This is a genomic window from Rahnella sp. PAMC25559 (assembly GCF_050632365.1).
Classification (GTDB): Bacteria; Pseudomonadota; Gammaproteobacteria; order Enterobacterales; family Enterobacteriaceae; genus Rahnella; species Rahnella rivi.
The window spans coordinates 991,832-1,014,299 of sequence record NZ_CP192543.1 but is presented as its reverse complement, the minus strand read 5'-3'; the positions used below and the strand labels follow the sequence as shown (position 1 = coordinate 1,014,299).

At 50.1% G+C, this 22,468-nt stretch carries 30 protein-coding genes; 24 read left to right on the top strand and 6 right to left on the bottom strand.

Annotation, left to right across the window (positions count from 1 at the left end; translation table 11 throughout):
* Positions 1-10 precede the first annotated feature (10 nt).
* Both hemX and hemY read left to right on the top strand, forming a co-directional pair.
* Complete coding sequence (hemX, locus tag ACQZQY_RS06060; protein ID WP_056772286.1) at positions 11-1,162, top strand: uroporphyrinogen-III C-methyltransferase; 1,152 nt, start codon at positions 11-13, stop codon at positions 1,160-1,162.
* 3 nt (positions 1,163-1,165) lie between these two features.
* Positions 1,166-2,362: a protoheme IX biogenesis protein HemY gene (gene hemY, locus ACQZQY_RS06055; protein ID WP_056772290.1), complete on the top strand. Its 1,197-nt coding sequence runs from the start codon at positions 1,166-1,168 to the stop codon at positions 2,360-2,362.
* Between the two features lie 145 nt (positions 2,363-2,507).
* Here hemY and ACQZQY_RS06050 read toward each other — a convergent pair whose 3' ends face one another.
* Together ACQZQY_RS06050 and ACQZQY_RS06045 are read right to left on the bottom strand one after the other, a co-directional pair.
* Positions 2,508-3,491 carry a phage integrase gene (locus ACQZQY_RS06050; RefSeq protein ID WP_217203005.1) on the bottom strand — a complete coding sequence of 328 codons (984 nt, stop codon included), beginning with the start codon at positions 3,489-3,491 and terminating at the stop codon, positions 2,508-2,510.
* A 75-nt stretch (positions 3,492-3,566) separates the two neighbouring features.
* Positions 3,567-3,866: a helix-turn-helix domain-containing protein gene (locus ACQZQY_RS06045; RefSeq protein ID WP_431296784.1), complete on the bottom strand. Its 300-nt coding sequence runs from the start codon at positions 3,864-3,866 to the stop codon at positions 3,567-3,569.
* A gap of 122 nt (positions 3,867-3,988) precedes the next feature.
* On the opposite strand from ACQZQY_RS06045, the gene ACQZQY_RS06040 reads away from it, so the two are divergent.
* The 6 genes from ACQZQY_RS06040 to ACQZQY_RS06015 all read left to right on the top strand — a co-directional run bounded on the left by ACQZQY_RS06040 (position 3,989) and on the right by ACQZQY_RS06015 (position 8,053).
* Positions 3,989-4,261, top strand: a complete 273-nt coding sequence (locus tag ACQZQY_RS06040; RefSeq protein WP_431296783.1) for a Cox family DNA-binding protein — start codon at positions 3,989-3,991, stop codon at positions 4,259-4,261.
* Between the two features lie 188 nt (positions 4,262-4,449).
* Positions 4,450-4,950: a replication protein B gene (locus ACQZQY_RS06035; RefSeq protein WP_217203001.1), complete on the top strand. Its 501-nt coding sequence runs from the start codon at positions 4,450-4,452 to the stop codon at positions 4,948-4,950.
* A 61-nt stretch (positions 4,951-5,011) separates the two neighbouring features.
* On the top strand, positions 5,012-5,254 hold the full coding sequence (locus ACQZQY_RS06030) for a DUF2732 family protein (protein ID WP_431296782.1): 243 nt from the start codon (positions 5,012-5,014) through the stop codon (positions 5,252-5,254).
* A complete protein-coding gene (locus tag ACQZQY_RS06025; protein ID WP_431296781.1) occupies positions 5,254-5,472 on the top strand; it encodes a TraR/DksA family transcriptional regulator in 219 nt (72 codons plus the stop codon). The genes ACQZQY_RS06030 and ACQZQY_RS06025 overlap by 1 nt, the downstream gene beginning before the upstream one ends.
* A gap of 2 nt (positions 5,473-5,474) precedes the next feature.
* A complete protein-coding gene (locus tag ACQZQY_RS06020; protein WP_431296780.1) occupies positions 5,475-5,753 on the top strand; it encodes a DUF5405 family protein in 279 nt (92 codons plus the stop codon).
* 2 nt (positions 5,754-5,755) lie between these two features.
* Positions 5,756-8,053: a replication endonuclease gene (locus ACQZQY_RS06015; RefSeq protein ID WP_431296779.1), complete on the top strand. Its 2,298-nt coding sequence runs from the start codon at positions 5,756-5,758 to the stop codon at positions 8,051-8,053.
* Between the two features lie 134 nt (positions 8,054-8,187).
* Here the strand turns inward: ACQZQY_RS06015 and ACQZQY_RS06010 are convergent, their stop codons facing one another.
* From ACQZQY_RS06010 to ACQZQY_RS05995, 4 genes are all read right to left on the bottom strand, one after another.
* Entirely contained in the window at positions 8,188-9,054 is an 867-nt protein-coding gene (locus tag ACQZQY_RS06010; protein WP_431296778.1) for a DUF2971 domain-containing protein, read from the bottom strand.
* Between the two features lie 184 nt (positions 9,055-9,238).
* Positions 9,239-9,787: a hypothetical protein gene (locus ACQZQY_RS06005; protein WP_431296777.1), complete on the bottom strand. Its 549-nt coding sequence runs from the start codon at positions 9,785-9,787 to the stop codon at positions 9,239-9,241.
* Positions 9,788-10,193: 406 nt separating this feature from the next.
* Positions 10,194-11,204 carry a phage portal protein gene (locus ACQZQY_RS06000; protein ID WP_431296776.1) on the bottom strand — a complete coding sequence of 337 codons (1,011 nt, stop codon included), beginning with the start codon at positions 11,202-11,204 and terminating at the stop codon, positions 10,194-10,196.
* Position 11,205: 1 nt separating this feature from the next.
* Positions 11,206-12,978: a terminase ATPase subunit family protein gene (locus tag ACQZQY_RS05995; RefSeq protein WP_431296775.1), complete on the bottom strand. Its 1,773-nt coding sequence runs from the start codon at positions 12,976-12,978 to the stop codon at positions 11,206-11,208.
* Positions 12,979-13,141: 163 nt separating this feature from the next.
* Here ACQZQY_RS05995 and ACQZQY_RS05990 point away from each other — a divergent pair, with 163 nt between their 5' ends.
* The 16 genes from ACQZQY_RS05990 to ACQZQY_RS05915 all read left to right on the top strand — a co-directional run bounded on the left by ACQZQY_RS05990 (position 13,142) and on the right by ACQZQY_RS05915 (position 22,460).
* The gene (locus tag ACQZQY_RS05990; RefSeq protein WP_431296774.1) at positions 13,142-13,987 is read left to right on the top strand and encodes a GPO family capsid scaffolding protein; all 846 of its coding nucleotides are present in this window, start codon (positions 13,142-13,144) and stop codon (positions 13,985-13,987) included.
* Positions 13,988-14,031: 44 nt separating this feature from the next.
* Positions 14,032-15,144, top strand: coding sequence for a phage major capsid protein, P2 family (locus tag ACQZQY_RS05985; protein ID WP_431296773.1), 1,113 nt, complete (start codon positions 14,032-14,034; stop codon positions 15,142-15,144).
* Positions 15,145-15,147: 3 nt separating this feature from the next.
* Positions 15,148-15,918, top strand: coding sequence for a phage terminase small subunit (gene gpM / locus ACQZQY_RS05980; RefSeq protein WP_431296772.1), 771 nt, complete (start codon positions 15,148-15,150; stop codon positions 15,916-15,918).
* A 96-nt stretch (positions 15,919-16,014) separates the two neighbouring features.
* On the top strand, positions 16,015-16,527 hold the full coding sequence (locus tag ACQZQY_RS05975; protein WP_431296771.1) for a head completion/stabilization protein: 513 nt from the start codon (positions 16,015-16,017) through the stop codon (positions 16,525-16,527).
* Complete coding sequence (locus ACQZQY_RS05970) at positions 16,527-16,730, top strand: tail protein X (protein WP_431296770.1); 204 nt, start codon at positions 16,527-16,529, stop codon at positions 16,728-16,730. The genes ACQZQY_RS05975 and ACQZQY_RS05970 overlap by 1 nt, the downstream gene beginning before the upstream one ends.
* 2 nt (positions 16,731-16,732) lie before the next feature.
* Entirely contained in the window at positions 16,733-16,942 is a 210-nt protein-coding gene (locus tag ACQZQY_RS05965) for an HP1 family phage holin (protein WP_217202987.1), read from the top strand.
* Positions 16,926-17,435: a lysozyme gene (locus ACQZQY_RS05960; protein ID WP_431296769.1), complete on the top strand. Its 510-nt coding sequence runs from the start codon at positions 16,926-16,928 to the stop codon at positions 17,433-17,435. The genes ACQZQY_RS05965 and ACQZQY_RS05960 overlap by 17 nt, the downstream gene beginning before the upstream one ends.
* Complete coding sequence (lysB, locus tag ACQZQY_RS05955) at positions 17,432-17,854, top strand: Rz-like lysis system protein LysB (RefSeq protein ID WP_431296768.1); 423 nt, start codon at positions 17,432-17,434, stop codon at positions 17,852-17,854. The genes ACQZQY_RS05960 and lysB overlap by 4 nt, the downstream gene beginning before the upstream one ends.
* Complete coding sequence (gene lysC / locus ACQZQY_RS05950) at positions 17,739-17,981, top strand: Rz1-like lysis system protein LysC (RefSeq protein ID WP_431296767.1); 243 nt, start codon at positions 17,739-17,741, stop codon at positions 17,979-17,981. Before lysB ends, lysC begins: the two co-directional genes overlap by 116 nt.
* A complete protein-coding gene (locus ACQZQY_RS05945; RefSeq protein ID WP_431296766.1) occupies positions 17,944-18,411 on the top strand; it encodes a phage tail protein in 468 nt (155 codons plus the stop codon). The genes lysC and ACQZQY_RS05945 overlap by 38 nt, the downstream gene beginning before the upstream one ends.
* Positions 18,404-18,847, top strand: a complete 444-nt coding sequence (locus tag ACQZQY_RS05940; RefSeq protein WP_431296765.1) for a phage virion morphogenesis protein — start codon at positions 18,404-18,406, stop codon at positions 18,845-18,847. Before ACQZQY_RS05945 ends, ACQZQY_RS05940 begins: the two co-directional genes overlap by 8 nt.
* A 49-nt stretch (positions 18,848-18,896) precedes the next feature.
* Positions 18,897-19,934, top strand: coding sequence for a hypothetical protein (locus ACQZQY_RS05935; RefSeq protein WP_431296764.1), 1,038 nt, complete (start codon positions 18,897-18,899; stop codon positions 19,932-19,934).
* A gap of 80 nt (positions 19,935-20,014) precedes the next feature.
* Positions 20,015-20,656: a phage baseplate assembly protein V gene (locus ACQZQY_RS05930; protein ID WP_431296763.1), complete on the top strand. Its 642-nt coding sequence runs from the start codon at positions 20,015-20,017 to the stop codon at positions 20,654-20,656.
* A 17-nt stretch (positions 20,657-20,673) separates the two neighbouring features.
* A complete protein-coding gene (locus ACQZQY_RS05925; protein ID WP_431296762.1) occupies positions 20,674-21,024 on the top strand; it encodes a GPW/gp25 family protein in 351 nt (116 codons plus the stop codon).
* Positions 21,025-21,028: 4 nt separating this feature from the next.
* Positions 21,029-21,937: a baseplate assembly protein gene (locus tag ACQZQY_RS05920; RefSeq protein WP_431296761.1), complete on the top strand. Its 909-nt coding sequence runs from the start codon at positions 21,029-21,031 to the stop codon at positions 21,935-21,937.
* Positions 21,930-22,460, top strand: a complete 531-nt coding sequence (locus ACQZQY_RS05915; RefSeq protein WP_217202979.1) for a phage tail protein I — start codon at positions 21,930-21,932, stop codon at positions 22,458-22,460. Before ACQZQY_RS05920 ends, ACQZQY_RS05915 begins: the two co-directional genes overlap by 8 nt.
* The last annotated feature ends 8 nt before the right edge of the window (positions 22,461-22,468 follow it).

Below are 22,468 nucleotides of genomic sequence, written 5' to 3'. Positions count from 1 at the left end.
ATGTGCCAAAATGACGGAACAAAAAAATCCTTCCGTACCGGATGATGAGATTGTTATCGCCCCGGCGGTTGAGAGCCCCCAGCCAGATGCTTCCGTACGGGATCAGGAGCTGAAGACGTTGCGTAAAAAACAGCGTACCGCACCGGTATTAGGCGCTATCGCCATTGTGTTAGTGATCGCGCTTGGCGCTGGTCTTTACTATCACGGGCACCAGCAGGCGCTGGCCAAAGCCGCTTCTGATGAAGCACTTTCTGAACAACTCGACGCCCTGCAAAAAAGCCAGCAACAGGACAAACAGCAAATCGCGACCTTGTTGGCTCAACAGGATAAAAACCAGCAAACCGCCGATCGTCAGCAGGCCTCATTTGGCCGTCAGCTGAATGAACTCCAGGATAAAGTCGCCAGCATTTCCGGCAGTGATGCCAAAACCTGGTTACTGGCTCAGGCTGATTATCTGGTGAAACTGGCGGGCCGCAAACTGTGGAGCGATCAGGATGTCACCACGGCCGCAGCGCTGCTGAAAAGCGCGGATGCCAGCCTGGCAGATATGAATGATCCAAGCCTCATCGACGTGCGCCGCGCACTGAATGAAGACGTGAGCAGCCTGTCTGCGGTAACGCAGATTGATTTCGACGGCATCATTTTGAAACTCAACCAGCTGTCTAATCAGGTGGATAACCTGCGTCTGGCCGACAATGATAATGACGATTCGCCGATGGACAGCGACAGCACCAGTCTTTCTGGTTCACTGACCGAATGGCGTCAGAACCTAACCAAAAGCTGGCACAACTTTATGGATGATTTCATCACCATCCGTCGTCGTGATTCCACCGCAGAACCCCTGCTGGCACCTAATCAGGACGTCTACCTGCGTGAGAATATCCGCTCAAGACTGCTGATTGCCGCACAGGCCGTACCGCGCCATCAGGATGAAGTGTATAAACAGTCGCTGGAGAGCGTATCGACCTGGGTACGGGCGTACTTTGATACCACAGACCCTTCGACCAAAGCCTTCCTCGAGGAACTGGACAATCTCAGCCAGCAATCCATTTCGATGGACGTGCCTGATCAGCTGAAAAGCCAGCCGATGCTGGAAAAACTGATGCAAACCCGCGTGCGTAACCTGCTTCAGCAGCCCGCCGCCGCAACGCAGGGGGAATAACGCATGTTACGAGTTTTCGTGTTATTCCTGATTGTGTTTGCCGGGATTATCGTCGGCCCGATGCTGGCCGGTCATCAGGGTTATGTGCTGATCCAGACCGATAACTACAACATTGAAACCAGCGTGACCGGTTTGGTGATTATGCTGATCGTTCTGGTTCTGGTGCTGTTCTTTATCGAATGGATCCTGCGACGCGTTCTGCGCACCGGCGCACGCACACGCGGCTGGTTTGCCGGGCGTAAAAGTTCTAAAGCGCGTAAGCAAACCAAAGAAGCCATGCTCAAACTGGCAGAAGGCGATCACCGCAAAATGGAGAAATTGCTGGCGCGTAATGCCGACCATGCCGATCAGCCGGTGGTGAACTACCTGCTGGCAGCAGAAGCGGCGCAACAGCGTGGTGATACCATCCGCACCAATCAGTATCTGGAACGTGCTGCTGAAATCGCGGATACCGACCAGATGCCGGTGGACATCACCCGCGTACGCATCCAGCTGGCGCAGGGCGAAATCCATGCTGCACGCCATGGCGTGGATCGTTTGCTCGGTCAGTCGCCGCGCCATCCTGAGATCTTACGTCTGGCGGAACAGGCATTTCTGCGTACCGGCGCCTACGGGTCATTACTGGAGATTCTGCCTTCTATGGCGAAAGCAGATATTCATACCGATGACGAAATCCGCGTCCTGCAGGAGCAGGCTTATATCGGCATGATGAACCAGCTGATGGCGGAAGAAGGCAGCGATGGCCTGAAGCGCTGGTGGAAAGACCAGAACCGTAAAACCCGCCATGAAGTAGCCCTTCAGGTGGCAATGGCGACGCATCTGATTGAATGTAACGATCAGGATCTGGCGCAGGAAGTGATTCTCGACGGGCTGAAACGCCAGTATGACGAACGTCTGATCGCACTGATGCCGAAACTGCGTTCCGGCGATCCGGAGCAGCTGGAAAAAACATTACGGAATTTGATCAAGCAAAATGGCACATCGCCATTGCTGAGCAGCACGCTCGGTCAGTTGCTGATGAAGCACGGGGAATGGCAACAAGCGAGCGAAGCCTTCCGTGAAGCGCTGAAACAGCGTCCTGATGCGTATGATTACGCCTGGCTGGCAGATGCGTTGGATAAGCTTCATAAACCGGCTGAAGCGGCGGAGATGCGCCGTGCAGGGCTGATGTTAACCCTGAACAATTCGCAGCAACCGTAATAATCTTGCTGTCTGTTAAGGCTCCTTCGGGAGCCTTTTTTTGTGGCGCCTCACCTAGCTACAGCAATAAAATCAATGAGTTAATCGACACTACAGGCAACTATAATCGACCTCAAGCACCTGTAGTGTGGTCAAGATGTGGACGCTATAAGCTGGCATTACCCTTTAACGGATTAAAGGTAATTGCATCCTGCAAAAAGTCTGGTGAAAAGTGCGCATACACCATTGTTTGCTGTATTGATGAATGCCCTAATATCCGTTGCAAGGTAATAATATTCCCCCCATTCATCATGAAATGAGTGGCAAAGGTATGGCGTAAAACATGTAAAGACTGCCCCTTGGGGAGATCAGGTTTAACTTCCCTCAACAGCTCTCTGAACTGGTGATAGTCGGCTTTTGGAAATAAAAGTCCTGAGTCACGCTTTATCGTGTCGTCAGCAACGCTTTGCGAGATTGGAACGGAACGTTTCTTGCCAGCTTTCGTCTCAACGAACGTTACCCGATTTTTCACAACGTGTTCGGCTTTAAGATTCGCAACCTCACCCCAACGCCCTCCAGTGCTTAAACACATTATCGCGATCAGCCTGTTATCGCCTTTAAGCAATGCCAACATTTTGGCTATTTCGTCATTAGACATAAATGACATAGCTGTTTCAGATTCCTTTAGTTTTCCTATACCGCGGATTGGATGTTCGCCGTGATAGAAACCACCATCGATAAGGAAAGTGAAAAGCCCGCCTAAGACGATGAGATTACGATTTACAGTCGAGGCTTTAACCCCGCTCGCTAAGCGTTTAGCTCTAAATCTGGTTATGGCATTTTTATCTAATTGGAATGCACAAGGGTCATCAAGATGCTTGTTTATAAATTCAAGCTTGACCTTGTCCTGAGCTCCATACTTCGAATGTTTACCGCAGTACAACCACCACAAATCAATTAGTTCTGAAAGTGATCGTTTATCTGCTGGTTTAGATAACCATTCTTTATCGTGGTAATTAACCGCGACATATTTTTCGTATGCTACCGCTTCATGTTTGCGGTCGAACTTACGCCGAATACGCTTTCCATTGCGCCCCTGCGGTCTTATGTCCACTTCATAGCGACCATCGTCAAGCTTCTTAATCGACATATCGAAGCCCTCCGATTTCACAATCGTTGCAAATACTTAGAAACTCTATGTAACAAATGAAGTCATTGTGAAGCGTTAACCAGTCTTTTGGTCTGAGTGCTGCGAGGTTGTTTCGTCCTGCCCAAAGTGTGCGAGAACCGGCGCTATCTGGCCGGATTCAGGTGCTATCTCTCCCGTCATAAACCAAAGCGTATATTTCGTAAATTTCGGATGAGTGAGTATCTTCATTGCTGCTTCTGCACTCATACCTTTTGAGCGTGTTTCGTAGCTTGATAAGGAGCTATACGGAACACCTGTTAACTCACTGAATTCCCTCCTGTTTAGACGTTCTGACTCTCGCATAAGCTTAATCTTCTCTGAAATGTCTATTGACACAATTCCTCCATTGCATGAAACTTTGCAAATCGTAGTAAATTATTGGTGATTGTATAAATCACACCATAGTCAATTAAAAGCCATTACAGACCATTGATTGACACGATCGTAGAGGTTACCAGATGAGTAATAAAGTCGTAAGCCTTTCAGATGCACTGCCTTACACAGAATTTGCCAAAGCTATTGGCAAAACACCTGATGCAGTCAGGGGAATGATTGAAAAAGGTAAATTACCAATCATTGAAATGCGGAATCCTGAGAATCCAACCGCACGCGGGGAATCTTGGGTTTACCTGCCAGCATGGAATGCAGGCATGAAATTAGCCTTCGAAAGCCGCCCTAAAGAAATTCGCGACGGCTGGCTAATGTGGCTTGGCCTTGGCCAACCAAACTGAGGGAAATTGACTATGACTAACGGTACTTGTATAGCGAAAATGCTGAGAAATCATCAAACAACAAGCCCTATTGATTTCACAATCACTCATGGCAAAGGTCGTCAGGGTGTCATCATTTGCCAGCCTCGTCGCTTCGCTAAGTTTTTTGGTCTTCGCAACTTTCTCAAACGCATTACGGGAGGCTTGAAATGACAGTAATCACAGCAGCATTAGTTATGAAACAGCCGCAGGGTTTGCGCCGTGTTGTCGGCGAGCGTCTCGCGCAGACTCGCTGGATGAAAACGTGTGAGCTTTACAACCGGATGACAGAGCGCGAAAGGCTGACGGTGTGTTTTCACGCTCAATTAAAACAGTCTCATTCAGTTATGAATTTGGAAGAAATGAATGAAGCTGACCGCGAGCTTATTGTTTGTGCTATTGATGAGTTGCGTTGTGCTTTTGATAAATTCCGCAGTGTTGGAATGACGAAAACCCGCTTTATATCTCGTTTGAGTATTAGCGAACGCCGGACTTTATATTTACACGCTGGTTTAACATCCGAAGAATTCAGCATGCCGCATTGGCGTATTGATGATAAAGCGTGTACTTGGCGGGAGGATTTATTCCGGGCATTACGGGAGTTATTCAGCTTGTTTGAAAATGCCCCGACTGTATTAACATCGGTTCGTCCAGAAACTTACCTTCACTAATAGTTTAATTTAAATAGTGCGCTTGACGGCGTAGGGTTTCTTTTTGTCTGGAGTTAAAGAAATGGCTTTAACAGTTGGCCAAGAAATGAGAAATAAAGCAGCCAGCGAAGCGAACGATTGGATGTTACAACAGGCGCGCAATGAAGCACGTAATGATGCAGCTGTTAGTTTCTCTTCGCATCTTGATGCGTTGATCAGTCACGCAATAAAAGATGATTTGAATAAGGTGGAGATATTAGAACTTCTCCAACAAGAGTCTGTTCGTTTTCATAATGTAGGATTGGAAAATCACGAGGTTATTTAATGCCAGATTTAATGGATTCAATACAAGAAAGAAATCTCGATGTTTTGGCTAATCAGGTTGCTGCACATCGAATCAATAATAGTGGAGTGTCTGCCTCTGTCTGCGAAGACTGCGACCAGCCAATCCCAGCGGCACGTCGCGCAGTGTTCCCCGGCGTGGTGCGTTGTGTATCTTGCCAAGAAATCACCGAGCAGAAACAGAAGCATTATAGGAGCTAATTATGATTCGTATTGAAGTGGGAGGCTCTTGGGTAATAACCAGTGACTCATTACAGTTTATATTGAATAAAAAGAAAGTGGTTCTTTCTGGAGAAAAGAAAGGTCAGGAGTATTTAGAGGCTGTTGGTTATTACTCAAAGATTGAGCAGTTGGTGGGTGGCCTTATTCATTTTGATATTCGCGCGTCAAAAGTGAAAACCATTTCAGAGCTTGCTTCATCTATAGAAAATATTGGTGAAATTTGCCAAGAGGCGTTTTCCGCTGCCTCAGTGAATAAATAATAATGCAGTTAATTACAAGGGGGCGCGTCGCCCCCTCGCCGCCGCCAAAAATCAACAACACCAACAAAGTTAAATTTGTTGGTGTCTACTCTTGGAATGCGCCAAAAGAATCTATCGGCAAAGAAAGACCGCTTACCCGTGATGAATTCCATCAGGGGCAAGCGATTTTAAATAAAATTCATTCCCTTCCTCATTTTCTGAGCAGCATCTTTGCCGGTCGTCATGAGTATCTACGTAAAACCTCCGGCTTGCTGACCGCGCACCGTTTCCTGTTTAACGTTTTTATGCCACGCATCTGGCCACGCATTGAGATTGTTAACCATAAATATGCGAAGGAATTCGACGGTAGAGCGTTGCAATTATTCAGCGAAGAGACCGAAATCTATCGTCAGTTGCCGGGCATGAATGACCGCGAGCTTAAGCGGCTGGCCATGCGGATATCATCACGGCTGTTTACCGAATATGAAGATTTAAGCGACCAGTACATTGCTAACCATGATGGTGAGCAATCAACAGTATTTACTGACCGGGCACAGCAAGAAATATACGGTCAGATTGCCGGTATTGCCCGCCGTTTTAATGTCCGCCCATTGCACTGGAAAAAATACTGTAAGCGCAAAATGAACATGCGCGCAGCGTTCTCCAGTATTGCGCGACTGGTAAATGACGAATGGTGGGTTCGCCAGTTCAAAGCGCAGCGGATGCAGTGGCGTGAAGCACTGCTGATTGCAGTTGGTGAGGTCAATCTGCAAAAGTCAGGCTATGCCAGCAAGCAAGCCATTCGCGATGTTCGCGCGCGCCGTCTGGCCGCAATGGAATATCTTAAATCCTGCGATTTAGAGAACGTCGAGACCGGCGAGCGTATCGACCTGATTGATAAAGTCATGGGCAGTATTTCTAACCCTGAAATCCGCCGTATGGAACTAATGAGCACCATTGCAGGAATAGAAAAGTATGCAGCGAGCGTGGGGCATATCGGTATGTTTACCACCATCACTACGCCGTCAAAATATCACCCAACACGTCAGGTCGGAGCGAAAGAAAAGCGCCAAGTTAATTTTAATCACAAGTGGGATGATGCGGCGTTTTCACCAAAAGACGGCCAGCGCTATCTGGTGAAAATCTGGAGCAAAATGCGCACGGCGTTCAAGGATGCCGGTATACGTGTTTATGGTATGCGCGTTGTTGAACCGCACCACGACGCCACGCCCCACTGGCACATGATGCTGTTCTGCGACCGTGCGCAGCGTCAGGCGGCTGTCGATATCATGCGTCGTTATGCACTAAAAGAAGACGGCCAAGAGCGCGGCGCTCAAAAGCAGCGCTTTCAGTGCAAGCACATGAATAAAGGCGGTGCAGCAAGTTATATCGCTAAATATATTGCGAAAAATATTGATGGTTACGCCCTTGATGGCGAACTGGATCACGACACCGGACGCCCATTATCTGAAACGGCCGCAGCGGTTACCGCATGGGCTTCTACTTGGCGCATCCCCCAGTTTAAATCTATCGGCGTTCCTACCATGGGAGCCTATCGCGAACTGCGTCGTTTACCGCGTGGGGTGAGTATCGCCAATGAGTTTGACGAACTGGTCGAAGCTGCCCGCGCAGCAGCCGATACGGGCGATTTTGCTGCATATATTTCGGCACAGGGTGGAGCAAACGTGCCGCGTGATATGCAAACCGTCAGAACTGCCCGGCATGTTGTTGATGAGCTCAACGAATATGACGAAGAGATCCAGAAGGTCATCGGTATTTATGCCCCGCATCTTGGCGCTGGCCATATCCATGAAACCCGTACAACACAATGGCGCATTGTCTCTAAGGCCGTTGACGTTGCTGTTCATCCTTTGAATTTACTAAGCGCCTCCGGCGCGCCTTGGAGTCCTGTCAATAACTGTGGGGAGGTCGAGGCCGGAGCCGGGCAGTTATTGCCTGCCACGCCTCCTGAGTACGCCGCAGCGGTGATGAATCTCATAGAGACCGGCGCTGTAGATTGGAATGAGCCGGATGTCGTCAAGGTGCTCAGAGACGCATTAAAGGGGCAGGTCTCGAAGGTCACTCACCATCAACAATCATTTAATCCGTCTCATGCACGAGATTGTGCCCCATCCGCACGTATGACACGGCGAGAGCGCGAAAGAATGCCGCAGATTGCGCAAGATTTATCACAAAGAGGCATCAATCCGGCGCGCTGGGAATTAGAGGCGCTGGCACGCGGTGCGTCAGTCATGTTTGACGGTCATACATTCTCATTTTCGACCGAAGGTGAGTGGCCATGGTTTAGCGATAAACTCTAACAAAAAATGTAGCTGTTTTTATGAGGTGTATAGGGGGTTCCACCCCTAAGCTCCTCATTCGTTTACTATGTTATGAATCCTAATAGACCCTATGTAGGATTTTTCTAAAAGCATAGTGTTCATACAATATTAATCTATCTATAGGTAGAGGCTGAGCGTTTTATTTTTATATCCCCCAACCCGTTGACATCCAAGAATAGCTGTAAATCTCGCTCGTGAAATTTATTTTTTGGCCCTAAAGTAATCTCTTTGATGAATTTATTTTTTATGTTAGAAAAATCAAACTCATAATATGGGATGAGGAATGAGTCTCTTGTTTTGAATTTCATATCATTTAGATAACTTGGGTTATTTACTGGTTTGAAAACCCCATCTTCAAATGTATATTTATGGTTGTACATTAAACGCATTTCATTTTCTTCTTGAAATGAGTGGTGCTTAGTTGAGAATAAAGCATTACATATTAAGCTAATAACAGCCAACATCCCATTTCCTTCTTTGTTTTTTAGTTTTAACAGTTGGGATTCTAATGTTTCGACATAAGCTTTACATATCATTCTGGCTCGACTTTCATCACAGTAATCTATTTCAGATAAATTAATTAGCTTATCAAAGTGATTCGATATTTGATTTAAAGGTTTTGCATTTGTAGATAAAAAACCTATTTCAGACATATCAAATCCTATCGATACTCCTCTCCCATCATCGGCATAGCCTCTCCACTGACTTAATGTATCACTGTTTTTGGACATGCATATTATATATCGATCCTCAGCCTCACTAAGTATTCTATTTTTGATGATATTTAACCCATCCTCCTCTAAAAACCCCTTGCTTATAAATTCACTATTGGCTTCATCTAACTCATTTAGAAAAATCTTAAGGAAAAACTCCCCTTCGCCATAGTCATTCATATTATGAATGGAGGAAAGGTGTAACTTTCCAGACTCAAAAATTAGCCTGAAACTTTCTGCGCTGCAATAATGGTGAAATAGTTCCATTTCATTTCCTTGTTGCTAAATTGTCAGTTGTGCCATCGTCAGCACAGCCAGATTCACACGAAAAAACTCATCACATCATTATAATACAATCCAAATGAAACGACTTGGAGGTATTATGTTTCCAATGTGTATTTTACTTTCCCTGTTTTTCTTATGTGCAAAAAAAGAGGGCTGGTTAATTTTTTTAATCGCCGCCATCATTTTTTTCTAAATTTTGTTCTGTCAGTTCAGGGAATGCTATGGCTGATTTTTTAACAAGAATTGCGTGTGCCGGGAATAGGTCTCCATAATCATGTTCTTTATCAATAATCAACCGATTGCTTCCATCAACTCTCATTGTGAATGTAGCGAATGTTGTTTTTTTCCCCATAATATAATCAAAAGCTTCAACATCTAAAATATCTCTGAATGGTCGCTTAGTTCCTTTCAAGAGTACAAAGCTTAATGGGATTGATTCTTTGAGTTTGTGTGTCGAAATTGTGCCGTCCAATTGAGAGTCAGTAACGGAAATTCTTACCTCAACAGGTTCTTCTTGAGATGTTAGCCAAACGGGAGGATCAATATCGTATTCAGTTGAATTATCCCACACTCCTTCCAGAGCTTTTGAAGAACCGTACCAATCCACAAATTTTCCAGCATTTTCAATGGCTTTATCACCATTTACAAGTCCCCAAGTTATGCATAACACAATCATTGTTATGCATGGCCAAACAGTCTTTTTAAGGAGGTTCATGTTTTTGTGTCCTTACTTTAAATGCAGGTATTTTACATATCTCAGAGTTAAGAGGAAATCGGTGTTTAATGTATATGCATGATGCGTTTAAATGCGTGGATTTGCATTTTTTCTAAAAATCATTAAACACTGCGCAACGCCTGTACTGGCGCGATTTGCATTGAGGTAGGCACCTGCATTAAAACCGACACATAAAGCGGGCAGGCGTGGCGGGGATAGCATTGCGCGCAGGCAGCATTTTTATTTATTTTTCTCGCGCCTTAGCGCGCCGCAGGGGCGCTTTAATGTCTTGGCTGGAATTGGATGTCATCACGGCGGCGCGCGGCGTGTGGGGCTTCTGACGGCGCGTGTGACGGGCATAAAAAAACCGCCGAATTACCGGCGGTCTGTGAATTGTTTTTAGCGCTTAAAGCGTATATTCATTGAACCGTACTACCTCCGCTCCAACCCACTCGTTTAACTCCTTCATGCGCTCCTGCAACGGAACCAGCTCATTACGCACAAATACCTTTGCCGCTTTCTCAACGTCCCCAAAGCCGCCGGTGTTGTTAGGGATGATACCCATCATCTGCGGCGGCACCCGGTGCGCACTGAGCAGGTCGTCGCGTGTTGCGTTCTTGATGTTAAAGAAATCATCTTTCGTGGCCACCTCGCTGAGCGGGATAATTTTAATGGCGTCGGCTTTCCCGCCGGGGGCATGGTAGAAAATATTTTTAAAATTACCTGAGCCCTTAGATTTGGTCATCATGTCGCGCAGTGCGGTAACGTCCTGAGAGTTTTGCGCCGGGTCGGTCACGTACATGACATAGCCCGCGTGAGCCCCGTTGAGAAAATACTTGCGGCGATACAGTGTGGCGGATTCATTGAGCCAGGCGCTGTTTAACGCGCTGAGGTATTCCGGCAGGCCGTAGAGCTCCTGATTAATGTCCGGCTCTTGCAGGTGGAACACGCCCCCTTGGTCGAATGTGTGCGGGGTAGTCATGTACTCCACAAACCAATAGACATCATCCTCAACGCCTCGGCGGGTATATTTGGCCGGTGAGGTTTCAAGTTTGAGCAGCTTCCCGGTCACGCTCATACGTTTCTCAATAAATGCGTTACCAAAAACAATGTAGTCCAGCGCATAACGGCTAAATTGCTGCTGTGAAAGCATTGGGTGCGGGATAAACGTGCTGGCCAGAATGTTGCGCTTAACGTACATCGGCGAACTGTGATGCACGGCGGCGCGGAAGCTTTTAGCCAGCCCGGAGAATGTCACCGGCGGTTCGTACCACTTCCCATTACTCATACACTCCAGATAGTTGAGAATGTCGCGCCTGTCCATCACGGTGGCCGGTTCATCAAAGCGAAACATCTCGCTTTTCTGCGTGTCATTTTGCGCTGTCAGTTTTTTTGCCCTGCGGTTTCTTTTACTCATATCAGTACATCACCAATGTGGATTTCATTTGTCTGCCAGACGCGGCTGTCAGCGGCTCGTTGATTAATACGTGCATGGTTGCCCACGCAACGTCGGCGTGGCTGGCTTCTTCACTACGGCTTGCTCGGAAGGTTGATTTAGCACCGCTGGCGGTCATGGTTTTTTGAATGGCCATAAATGAGGCGGTGATATCGGTGTACCCGGCGTCATATTGCAGGCACCCGCGATGGATGGTGTTTTTGGCTTTCAGCACCATTTCGGTTTTGATTTCCGGCGTGTATTTAATTTCGCGCGCAGCCGGATAAAACTGCCTGACGAGCTGGTAAACGCCCTGCCCTACGGTAGTGGCGTCAATGCCGATGTACTCGACGTTATATTTTTCCGTCAGTGCCTCAATTGCCTTAGCCTGTGCATCAAAATCCATGCCCTGCCACTGGTGCCGCTCCAAAATGCGGAATATGCCGCCCGGCTGTTCCGGTGGAGCGATGACGACGCAACCGGCACTGTCGCCGCCGTTCGCCTCCGACGGGTCGTAACCAATCCACACCGGATTATTATCAAACGGATGATGAACGTAGGGATTAAAGTCCGGCCACTCTTCCAGACTGTCCACCATGCAGCTCTGCAACGATTCGAATGGAAATACCGACGCTTTATCATCGACAAATTCGCACATCAGCAGGTTCTGATATTCCGACGGGGCATATTCCAGACAAAGCTGGTCGAGGTCGAAAAGGTCGCAGCCACCGGCCAGCGCATCGTCTATGGTGACAATCTGCCGCCACTGGCCGTCGTCACATTTAACCCCTGCGGCCAAATGGCTGTGGCTGAGGTCAAGCTGAATGCGCTTGCTTTTATCGCGCTGGCCTTTGTTAAAGAGCTCTCCCGACCAGAACGGGTAAGCGCTGTGGGCAAGGCTCGACGGCGTGGAAAAATACGTGGTACGCCATTTTTTATGCAGCGACATCCCGGAGGCCACCTTGCGCAGCTCCTGAAATTTCGGGATCCAAAAATATTCATCCAGATAAAGATTGCCGGTGTAGCTCTGCGCGGTGCGGATATTTGTCCCCAGAAAGAACAGGCGCGCGCCGTTTGAAAGCTGCATCGGATCGCCTTTAAGGTCTACGTCCACCTGCCGGGCAAAGTCGATGATGTAATTTTTAAAGACGTGCGCCTGTGATTTACTGGCCGAGATAAATATCTGATTACGTCCGGTGGTCAGCGCATCAAGCAGCGCCTCGCGGGCAAAAAAGAAGGTCGCGCCAATCTGGCGGGATTTAAGAATATTGCGAATGCGGTGCTGCAACCCCGCCTGATGCCAGCCGCGCTGATAATCAAACGCATCATCAAGAAAAATATCGCTGAGTTTCGCGATCGCCACGTCAGAGAAAACATTTTTCTCAACCTTCTTGCGTTCGCCTTTGTTGCGGTTGGCCACGTTGGGATTTAAATCCGCCTCGCTGCCGGTGGACATGTAGCGGTTAACCCTTGCGAGGCGCTCAATCTGTCGGCCTAGCAGGTCGATTTCTTTAAAATCCTGCCCCTCTTTTTTGTCTTTCATTACCAGTTGAATGACCCGCGCCTCGATGCTGGTTTCAATGCGTGAAATCGGAGCGATGTCGTCCCATTTTTCCCGCTGCTTCCAGCTTTGCACTGTGGGCTTTTTCAGGTTCAACATTTCCGCAATTTGTGGCACGGAAAAGCCTTGCCAGTAAAAGAGTGCCGCCTGCCTGCGTGGGTCATTAATAAGTGATAAATCATGAGTGATAGCCATATGGTGTCGCTCCGCTGAATGGATGAACGCCACGCTACGCAACCGGCCACACCCTCGCATTAAGCCCCTGTTGTGTAACAGATCGTCAGACGGCAACCGCTGGCCGTTGTGGCGTCAGGTCAGGAAACTAAGCCCGAACCTAACCCACACAGGACAGCGAACAATGGCAAAGAAAGTATCTCAATGGTTTCGTATCGGCGTTGAGGGCGACACCTGCGACGGGCGCAAAATCGACGCCAACGATATTCATCAAATGGCGGCGTCATTTGACCCGCGCGTCTACGGTTGCCGCATCAATCTGGAGCACTTCCGGGGGCTGATGCCAAACGGCGACTTTAAGCGCCTCGGCGATGTGGTCGAGCTAAAAGAAGAGCAGATTGCTGATGATTCAATCCTCAATGGTAAATGGGCGTTATTCGCCAAAATGACCCCCACTGACGAGCTGGCCTCCATGGTCAAAGCCGGTCAGAAAATTTATACCTCCATGGAAATTCGCCCGAATTTCGCCAACACCGGTAAAGCCTATCTGGTCGGTCTTGCCGTCACTGATGACCCGGCAAGCCTCGGCACTGAAATGCTGGAATTCAGCGCGCGCGCCAAGGTGAACCCGTTCGCCGGTAAGAAAGACCACCCCGATGATTTGTTCTCGGTGGCCACGCTCGCCGAGCTGGTATTCGAAAATCAGCCCGACAGCGCGATTTCCAGCCTGACAGGAAAAATCAAAGGGATGTTTAAGGCGAAGCAGACCAGCGATGACGCACGTTTTTCTGACGTGCAGGGAGCAATCACCATCGTCGCTGAAGAGCTGCAAAACGCGGGCGAAGCCACCGCACAGCGTTTCAGCGCTATGGAGCAGGAAATCACCGAGCTGAAAGGTCAGGTCACTGCCAGCGAAAAGGCGCTTTCTTCCCTGCAATCGTCTCTTGACGATACCGAAAGCTTTAAGCAGCCGAAGCGTCCGGTATCTCCCGGCGGCGATGGTGCCAGCACCTTTATGACCAACTGCTGACCGGCAGCGTTATCCCTGAATTCCTGATAAAAAAAGAGAGAAATATGCGCAAGAATACCCGCTTTAAATTCAATGCTTACCTGTCCCGCGTGGCTGAACTCAACGGCGTTGACGTGGAAGACCTGAGCCACAAATTCAGCGTTGAGCCGTCGGTCACGCAGACCCTTATCACTACCGTGCAGGAGTCATCAGAGTTTCTGACCCGCATCAATATGGTGCCGGTGGATGAGCAGGAAGGTGAAAAAATCGGCCTCGGCGTGACGGGCTCTATTGCCAGTACCACCAATACCGACGGCGACAAAGAGCGTAAAACCGCTGATTTCCAATCGCTGACCTCGCGTAAATATAAATGCGAGCAGGTGAACTTCGATTTCCATATCCGTTACAACACCCTTGACCTGTGGGCGCGTTATCAGGACTTCCAGATCCGTTTGCGTGACGCTATCGCCAAACGTCAGGCGCTTGATTACATCATGGCCGGTTTCAACGGCGTAAGCCGCGCGGCGGATTCAGACCGCAGCAAATACCCGATGTTGCAGGATATCGCGGTGGGCTGGTTGCAAAAAATGCGCAACGAAGCCGCCGAACGTGTGATGGATAAAGTCACCGATGATGACGGCGCAGTAGTCTCCGCCACCGTGCGTATCGGTAAGAACGGCGACTTTGAAAACATCGACGCCGCCGTTATCAACGCCACCGATTTTCTGCTGGACGCATGGCACTCCGAAGACCCGAATCTGGTTGTCGTGTGCGGCCGAAAAATGCTTTCCGATAAGTATTTCCCGCTGATTAACAAGTCACAGGAAAACAGCGAAAAACTGGCCGGTGACATCATCGTAAGCCAGAAACGCATTGGTAATTTGCCTGCGGTGCGTGTGCCGTACTTCCCTGACAATGCCCTGCTGATCACCCGTCTGGATAACCTGTCTATTTACATCATGGACAGCTCGCACCGCCGTCATATCGAAGAAGTGGCGCGCCGTGACCGCATCGAAAACTACGAGTCACTGAAAATTGACTATGTGGTCGAGGACTACGGCTGCGCGGCGATGATTGAAAACATCCAGCTAGGTGATTTTACGTCAGCGGAAACCTCTCAACTGTCCGCACCTGTCACGGACAGCGAAATCCCAGCCGAAACAGAAAGCGAGGCATAACCCATGCTGAGTCCCGCACAGCGTCACATGATGCGGGTCTCTGCTGAAAAAGCCTCGTCGCAGCGGGTGAGTAACCCGCTGCATTCGGCACTGCCTTACGGCCAGATGCTGATGAAGCTGCGCGGAGACCGCCAGATACTGAAAACAATTTATTCCGTGGAAGACAAAGCCCGGCGTAAGCGCGACATGTTGCCGTCGTATGCGCCGTGGATTGCCGGTGTGCTGGCCAGCAATGCGGGCAGTCAGGACGACATTCTGATGACCATGCTCCAGTGGTCGCTGGATGCCGGAGACATTCACGGGTCATTTGACATGGCGCGCTATGCGCTGAAACACGGTCTGACCGTCCCTAATAACAAACGCACCGCGCCTTACCTGTTTGCCGAAGATGTTGCGCTGGCGGCAATGCGCGCCCGCAGTGCCGGTGAGCCCGTCAGCGTTGATGACCTGCTGACCGCCATTAATATGACGCTCCCGTTTGATATGCCAGACCCTGTGCGCGCCAAGCTGCACAAAATTACCGGTCAGGTTTTGCGTGATGACGGCCAGCCTGAACAGGCACTGATTCACCTGCAACGTGCGATGCAGCTCGACAGCGCCGCCGGTGTGAAAAAAGACATAGAACGGCTGGAGAGAGAATTGCGGCCAGCGCCCGAAGCTGTGAAGCCTAAAGCCGCCCCGGCTAAGCGCGGGCGTCCGGGCAAGGCCGCAAAACCTGCGGCGACGCAGGCCAAGCGTGGACGTCCACGCAAAGCCGTACTCTCCGGCAGTTAACCGAAAGCGCCCCGCGCCGGACGGCACGCAGGCTGATGCAGGTTTTTACCTCGTCTGACGCCTGCGTCCACCGTCCACCTATTTGAGGTTTGAGAAATGGACATTGTTATGACCACCGCCCCGGCGCGATCCGTTGTGGTTATTCCCCCTGACTTGGTTATTCCGCCTGATGCGGTGGTGAGTCCGGTTATCACCAATACCTTTTTTTTCCCTGACGTTGACCCGGAGCAGGTGAGTGAAAACATCCGGCTTGGCCACGTCGTCACGCCTACGCGTTTTCGCCGCGCAATTAAGGCCGCGATGGCCGAGGTGAACGCCGAGCTTTATCCGTATCGCGATGCGCAGATTGAGGCGGGTTTTAAAACGCTGGCGGAAGTTCCCGCCGAGCAGCTCGACGGTGAAAGCGTGAAGTGTTTCCACTATTTGAGCGCGGTCTGCGCGATGACCACCGCCGTGATTTATGAGCGTTACCGCAGCTATGACGCCAGCGCGAAAGGGGACAAAAAGGCCGAGGCGCTGGAGGTCTCGGTGGATGACCAGTGGCGCGATATGCGCTGGCACGTCTCCCGCCTGCAAGGTCAGGCGCGCGGCATGGTGAGCCAGCTCTGATGCAGGTTGTCGCGCAGCAGGGCGATACGCTCGACGCCCTGTGTTATCGCCACTACGGGCGCACCGGCGGCGTGGTTGAGTCCGTGCTTGCTGCCAATCCCGGGCTGGCTGAGCTGGGCGAAATCTTGCCACATGGCACCGTGGTGATTTTGCCCGCCGTTGACGCCGCGCCGGTATCTGAAACCGTCCAGTTATGGGACTGAAAATGGAAAAAATCACATCACAGATTGCCTACGGCCTTGCTATGTCACTGGCGTTTATTGGTGCGCTGACTCCGCAGGATATTGCGTTTCTGGTGGGGGCTCTGGTTGCGGTGGGAACATTCTTTGTTAACTGGTATTACCGCCGCAAAAGTTACAAATTGCTGGAGCGTAACGGCCTGAGTCGGAGGGTTTTCGATGAGCTCAATCGTTAAGCGTTGCAGCGTGGCCGCAGTGCTGGCTCTGGCCGCACTAATGCCTGATTACCGTTATGTAAAAACCTCCGATGAGGGGCTGGCACTGATTGCTGACCTTGAGGGGTGCCGCCTGAGTCCGTACCAGTGCAGCGCAGGCGTATGGACATCAGGTATCGGCCACGCGGCGGGGGTGAAACCGGCAAAAAACATCACCGAACATGACGCCGCACGCAATCTGATCGCCGACGTCATCATGACCGAACGCGCCGTGGATAAGTGTATGCCGGTGGCCATGCCGCAGCCGGTATATGACGCGGTGGCCAGTTTTGCGTTTAACGTCGGCACCGGCGCAGCCTGTCAATCCACACTGGCCAATTTCATCAGGCTTGGTGCATGGGCGAAAGCCTGCCAGCAGCTCCCGCGCTGGGTGTATGTCAACGGCGTGAAAAATACGGGGCTGGAAAACCGGCGCGCGCGCGAGCTGAAACACTGCCTGAAGGGGGTGTCATGAAATTTATCATTGCCGCGTTACTGCTCTCACTGGTGGCATCCCTTGCCGGTTGGCGATGGGCGAATAATAAGGTCACTGAGGCAAACCGTAATATTGCGCAAATGCAGCGGGCTCTTGCGGCCAACGCTGCGACCATCAGCGAACTGCACGCCAGCGGTCAGCGTAACGAGCGGGCACAGGTGGTACTGCGTCAACAAATCACCGCAGCGGGTCAGCTTGCCAACCGCCGTAATCAGACCATCACGAGGTTACTGAATGAAAATGAAACTCTGCGCCGCTGGTATCAGTCTGCTCTGCCTGACGATGTTACCCGGCTGCACACGCGACCTGAATTTACCAACCCCGACGATTATTTACGTTGGCTGTCCGAAGGTCAGCAGTTGCCCTATACCGGCCAGTCGTCCGAAAACCAACGGTGATTTAAGCGAAGACAACCGCCAACTGGAGAGCGCGCTGGTGAACTGTGCGCTGCAAGTCGAAGCCGTTAAACAGTGTCAGGAGTCACACGATGTTGAAGCCCGCCAGCCTGAGAAAGGCGCTTTCTAAATCCGTGCCGTTGCTGCGAGATAACCCGGACATGTTGCACATGTTTGTGGACGGCGGCGTTATTAACGCCACGCTGGCCGCGTCGCTATCATTTGAGAACCGCTATACGCTGGATATTGTGGTAACGGATTACACCGGTGATATCAACCTGCTGATTGTGCCGGTCAACGTCTGGCTGCGTGAGCATCAGCCGGACATTATGACCACCGAAGACGGGAAAAAACGCGGCTTCACCTACGTTGCGGATATTAACAGTGACGACAGCAAAGACGTGCGCATGAGCCTGCAACTGACCGAGCGCACAATCGTCAAAGAGGTTGACCGCAGGCTAAACGTTACGCCACTGGACGAGCCCCCGCCGCCGGTGCCGGTACACAGGCCTATGGAGTTGTATGTGCATGGCGAACTGGTGAGTAAATGGGATGAATGAGCTCAAGCCTTTTGACGATAAGTTATCCGGGCTGCTGGCCAGTCTGTCACCAGCTGGCCGTCGCAAGATGGCCGCAGAGATTGCTAAAAAACTGCGTGTCAGCCAGCAGCAGCGTATTAAGCGACAAAAAGCACCGGACGGTACGCCGTATGCCTCCCGAAAGCGTCAGCCTATAAAGGCTAAAAAGGGACGGGTAAAGCGCGAAATGTTTGCCAAGCTGCGCACAGCCCGCTACCTAAAATCGAATGGCTCTGCCGACGCGGCGGTGATTGAGTTTGCCGGTAAGGTGCAGCGTATTGCGCGGATCCATCAGGAGGGACTACGCGACAAACCAAACCGTCACAGCAAGCCAGTGCGATATAGCGCACGCCCGCTCTTAGGATTTTCTGTTAAGGAGAAAAATGCTATTGAAGAAATAGTCATTTCCTATTTATGAGTATATTATCTTCTTAATATTAAATTATACCCCTTAAGGCTTTCATGTAATGTCTAGTGATTTTTGGATAAGTACAATAAAATTTTCATTATCTGTCCTAACGGGGGTGCTGGGTATTCTTGGCGTGATGAATATCTTTAAGTCACCTAGTAATAAACTAACTTTTTGGGGTAAGTTAGCTATCTGGATTATTATTTTATCTACATTGGCTAGTTTTTTTATTGGTTACTTGGACGGAAAAAAATCAGATGAGGAGCAAAAAGAGTTAATATCGAGCAATAAAAATCTAATCAGAGAGATTGAAAAATCGAAGCATCCTATTGGGGATGTTAGTTTAATGTCTTGGTCAGAGCTTCCAGATGATGACAAGGAAGTTATAAATTTCAAAAAAGACATAGAAAAATACATAGCCAAAACTCATGGCCAGAGCGGGGATCTTTTTACTTTTAAGAAGAACAAGGCAATTAGTTCAAACAGTAGCTACAAAGGTAGCCCTTTAAACTATGAAGTTCAAGTTGGCAGTCCGTACTTGTCAGTTAAAAAATTCCCCATACTTAATAGTTTGTTGTCTACTTACAGCTTGGGGATTTGCATTAAGGCAGATGCTATCGACCCTAAAAAATTCTATGTTGTTCATGGAAGATTTGACACGTATGACTGGTGCGCCTTTGATATGATTCCTCAAGAGAACACATTGAGTTATGATGTTAGAACAAAGAAAGTAAATATAATTACAAGCATCAAATATAATAAAATATTTTTTTCGACTAACGGCAGGATAACTTCAACAATTGATTTATATGGTTCTCAATTATTTTTAGTGAGCAGTTCCGGTGTCGATATAAATAAAGAAACGCTAAAAGCACTTGACATTCCTGATGACCAAATATCCAAAATGTTATTAGTGGGCTCGCTCAAAAAAAATACATACATAAGGACAGTTATAATGTCTTTTTCTAATGGACAGAAAATTAATATCTCCGGTGAATATTTTAAAAAATACGTCAGCTTGCAGGGCGGAATTTTTGATTACATAACCTTACCTAAAACCGATAAAGAAATAGAGAAGTTACGCTCAACTTTTTAAGTATTAATATTGGTGTTGTATCCTTAGCCATCCTACGTCCTTGCATTGCTGCCGAATCTCTCCGGCGGCATCATTCCCTCATGAATACACATGAAACACTTTCCGAACTTTCCCGCGTAATACGCGACATTATCAGAATCGGCGTGGTTGCTGAAGTTCATAGTGGGCTGGCTCTTTGTCGGATCCAGACGGGCGAAATCCTTACTGACTGGTTGCACTGGCTGACGCCCCGCGCAGGGAGCTCGCGTACTTGGTGGGCACCTTCCGTAGGTGAGCAGGTTTTGCTGCTTTCCCTTGGCGGTGAGCTTGATACCGGGTTCGTGCTGCCGGGTATTTATTCCGATGATTTCCCCGCGCCGTCGGCATCACCGCAGGCATATCACGTCAGTTTTTCTGACGGTGCAGTGCTGGAGTACGAGCCGGAAACCGGCGCGCTGACTGTGAGCGGTGTTCAGACCGCTGATATTTCCGCTGCAACGTCAATCAGTGCCACCGCGCCGAATGTCATCGTCACGGCCAGCAGCAAAATCACGCTTGATACGCCAGAGGTGGTGTGTACGAACAAGCTGACCACTGGCTCATTAGAGGTGAAAAAAGGCGGTGCTATGAAAGGCAATATTGCGCACAGCGGCGGCGCGTTTACCTCCAATGGTGTGCAGGTTGATACCCACACACACGGCGGCGTCCAGACCGGTGGCGGAAACACCGGTAAACCGAATTGATAGCTGAGGTTTTGATAATGACTAACGCGAAATACCTCGGCATGTCCCGCAGTACCGGGCGCGCGGTTGAAGACATGGCGCACATCAACCAGTCAGTCAGTGACATTCTGCGCACACCCATAGGCTCTCGGGTCATGCGCCGAAATTATGGCTCGCTGCTTTCCGCTCTGACCGACCAACCTCAAAACGCGGCGCTGCGACTGCAAATCATGGCCGCGTGTTATTCGGCGATCCTCCGCTGGGAGCCCCGAGTTAGCCTGACCGGCATCACTTTTGAAACCACTTACAACGGGGGAATGGTGGTCAACATTACCGGCAACCGCACAGATTCTCCCGGCGGTTTTTCTTCTTCCATCTCATTGAGTTAATACTATGGCCACGATTGATTTAAGCCTGCTCCCCGCGCCGGATGTGGTCGAGGAGGTGGACTATGAAACCTTACTGGAAGAACGCAAAGCCACGTTGCTGTCACTGTATGACGAGAGCGAACGGGAGGCCGTCGCCCGCACCTTGGCGCTGGAATCTGAGCCTATCGTCAAACTGTTGCAGGAGAATGCTTACCGCGAGGTGATTTTGCGTCAGCGTGTCAACGAGGCGGCGCGCGCCAATATGCTGGCCTACGCCACCGGCGATGACCTCGACCAGCTAGGCGCAAACTATAACGTTGCGCGGCTGGTTATCACGGAGGCTGATGATACTGTGCTGCCGCCGGTAGCCGAGGTACTGGAAAGTGACAGTGATTTTCGTGTGCGTATTCAACAGGCTTTCGAGGGTCTGAGTGTGGCCGGTTCAACGGGCGCTTATCAATTCCATGGCCGCAGTGCTGACGGTCGGGTTGCGGATGTGTCAGTGATTAGCCCGGAACCTGCCAGCGTGACGATTTCTGTGCTTTCGCGTGAGGGTGACGGCACGGCCAGCGCAGAGCTTATCGCGATTGTGAATGCGGCGCTCAACGCCGAAGACGTGCGCCCGGTTGCTGACCGCGTGACCGTACAGTCAGCAAAGATTGTGCCTTATCAGATTATTGCCGAGCTCTACGTTTATCCGGGGCCGGAATTAGAGCCCGTTAGGCTGGCCGCGTTGGATAAGCTTAACGCTTACACGCAGGCACAGCACCGGCTGGGGCGTGATATTCGTCTCTCTGCGATTTATGCCGCGCTGCACGTTGAGGGCGTTCAGCGTGTCGAGCTTACGCAACCGGTGGCCGATCTCGTACTGGGCGACACGCAGGCGTCATTTTGCACCGAATCCTCCATCACTATCGGAGGGACTGATGAGTAATGCAAGGCTCTTGCCCGTCGGTTCATCGCCGCTTGAGGTTGCCGCCGCTGCGGCCTGCGCCGAGCTGACCGCTGTCCCCGTCCCGCTGCGCGATTTATGGAACCCGCAAACCTGCCCGGCGAAATTCTTACCCTATCTGGCGTGGGCATTTTCCGTTGACCGGTGGGATGAGAAATGGCCGGAGGCGACTAAGCGCAGCGTTATCCAGTCGGCTTATTTCATCCATACCCATAAGGGCACCATCAGCGCGATCCGCCGGGTGGTTGAGCCGTTGGGATACGTCATCAACATTTCTGAATGGTGGGAAACCAGCAGCCCGCCCGGGACGTTTCGCCTCGATATCGGCGTGCTGGAAAGTGGCATTACCGAAGAAATGTATCAGGAGATGGAGCGGTTGATAGCCGACGCCAAACCGGCCAGCCGCCACCTTGAAACGCTGACCATCATTCAGGATATCCCCGGCCATATTTTTGTTGGTGCGCTTTCTTACGACGGCGACGTCATCACCGTTTATCCGGCCTAAGCAGAGGA